Origin of the sequence: Anaerococcus lactolyticus ATCC 51172, assembly GCF_000156575.1 — a bacterium.
GTDB lineage: Bacteria > Bacillota > Clostridia > Tissierellales > Peptoniphilaceae > Anaerococcus > Anaerococcus lactolyticus.
Genome location: NZ_GG666050.1, coordinates 4,602 through 6,832, shown reverse-complemented (window position 1 = coordinate 6,832; position 2,231 = coordinate 4,602). Strand labels below are relative to the sequence as shown.

3 protein-coding genes and 1 pseudogene are annotated in these 2,231 nt (G+C 29.0%); all 4 read left to right on the top strand.

Annotated elements, in window-relative coordinates; genetic code table 11:
- The coding region (locus HMPREF0072_RS08870) for a bacteriocin-associated integral membrane family protein (RefSeq protein WP_004829403.1) at nucleotides 1–777 on the top strand (777 nt) is incomplete at its 5' end.
- 2 nt (nucleotides 778–779) lie between these two features.
- Nucleotides 780–1,430, top strand: a complete 651-nt coding sequence (locus HMPREF0072_RS08865; protein WP_004829401.1) for an ATP-binding cassette domain-containing protein — start codon at nucleotides 780–782, stop codon at nucleotides 1,428–1,430.
- A 3-nt stretch (nucleotides 1,431–1,433) separates the two neighbouring features.
- Nucleotides 1,434–1,523, top strand: a pseudogene (locus HMPREF0072_RS12020) (single-stranded DNA-binding protein); the annotation flags it as partial.
- A gap of 128 nt (nucleotides 1,524–1,651) precedes the next feature.
- Complete coding sequence (locus HMPREF0072_RS08860) at nucleotides 1,652–1,942, top strand: DUF3847 domain-containing protein (RefSeq protein WP_004829399.1); 291 nt, start codon at nucleotides 1,652–1,654, stop codon at nucleotides 1,940–1,942.
- The last annotated feature ends 289 nt before the right edge of the window (nucleotides 1,943–2,231 follow it).

The following is a 2,231-nucleotide window of genomic DNA, read 5'->3' as shown; positions in this document are numbered from 1 at the left end:
TCAAATATCCAACTCAATGGAAAACCATTGGGAGAGGATATATTTAATGAACCAACAGTATTAGTTCCTCATAAATATAAGAGCGATGAAAATTCTATTAAAGAATATATTAAGCAAGAATATTACCGATTGATGAACTACGATCAATTTTATAAAATACCGGGAGAAGAAAAATCTATTGATAAATTTAATGTTGTCTATATAGATGATGATTCTACGGTAAAAGTTAATACAGAAAATGGTTTTTCAGACATGACTGACCCAATTATCATTGTTGATACGGGCGATTTTGGAGGGCTTTACTATTTGGATTCCTTAAATAGAAGATGTCTATTTTTTCAAATGGAGTCAAGAGAAGAATTTTCTTCTCTGTTAGCAGAATATAATTTTGAGAAATTAGTTACAGCCGGAACATTACTTACACCTTATTTAATGCAACTTGAAAATGTAAAATTTGTTCTTAAAACGCTCACTATGTTTACGATTGTCTTTATGGTGTCCTTACTGTTTATTTTGTATATTTCAAACTATGTAGACATTGTTGTAAATCGAAAGAGATATGCAGCAAAAGAGATTTTAGGATTTTCTCATTTTAGAACACTGAAAAATCGTTATATTTTTTGGGGTATCGAACTAATTATATCGGGCGTATTAACTGTTATAAATTATTATTTTGCTTGTCTTTTTGCGATTATACTTATTGACTATATATTCTGCGAATTGCTTTATAGAGTTTATATCTTAAACTCTTTATACGAGATTGAAAAGGGGGCGTAAGTATGTCATTGATTACATTGAAGAATATCAAAAAAGAATATGGAAAAAATCAGGTTCTATTTGAAAATTTATCTTTAGAAATAGAAAAGGGCGAGTTTGTGGGACTTGTAGGCAAAAGTGGTGCAGGTAAAACGACACTTTTAAATATAATTGGATTGATTACTGATATATCTGAGGGAACAATCACTATTGATGGTCATCAAAATTTGTCCGTAAACAGCAAAAATGCTATGATTTTGAGAAGATATACCATAGGATATCTGTTTCAAAATTATGGACTAATAGAAGACGAAAGCGTATTATGGAATTTAAAATTAGCTCTTGAATATAAAAAAATGAAAAAGAAAGAAAAGCTGAAAATAATTAATAAGTATTTGAAGCAATTTGAGTTGAGTGATATGCTTAACAAAAAAGTATATCAGCTAAGCGGTGGAGAGCAGCAGCGAATTGCAATTATCAAATTAATTTTGCAAGGAAGCCAGATTATATTAGCTGATGAACCAACTTCTGGACTTGATAAAGAGAACGAAATGATAGTGATGGAACTTCTGAAAGAATTAAATGAAAAGGGAATTACTATAATCATGGTAACTCACAACATGAATTTGTGTAATTACTTTTCCAGAGTTATAAATGTAGAAAATTTTAGATAGTTTGAATATGAATTTTCAGAATTTGAAAAAGATGGAGAAAGTATTCAAGTAACAAATTTTGCTCTTGTTAAAAAATATGGAACAAATGGAGAAAGAATAATAAATAGAAAATCATTATAGAAACATAGATGATATTTCAAAAGACATAAATTTTAATAGTGAAACATTGAAAGGGATATCAGAAATGTTATCTCTTTTTTAATACAAGAAAGGAGATTAGTATGAAAAAATTAGATCAAATAAGACAAGAGTCAAAAGAAATAAAAGATAAAATAAACGATACAGAAGAAAGATTAAGGCAACTAAAAAATCAAGAACAAAAGATATTAAAACAAGACATAATAAAAAGAAGAAAAGAAAGAACTCATAGGCTAATAACAAGAGGAGCAATCTTAGAAAGCCTTATAGAAAATTCAGAAGAACTAACAGATGAAGAAATAAAAATCCTAATAGAAGAAGCAACAAAGACAAAAGAATTTAAAGAAACACTAAAAATAATAAGAGAAAATTAAGAAAAATAAAATAACCAAATCTCCCTTAGATTTTCTAAGGGCGCAATTATACACCCTAAAGGGTGATTGCGTGCCTTTAGAGTCAAACCCTTGCAGGGAGCAAAACCATTCGCTTTTTAAAAGTCAAGGGTAAATAAACTCGCTAACGCTCGCCCTTGACTTTTAAAATTTGAAATGAAAGTAACAATTAAGCCGACATACTGAAACAACAAAAATTAATTCAGTAGTCGGCTTTTTTAATTCTATCATTTCAAAACGCTCATTCACAAAGTGGCTATAGAAAATCTTC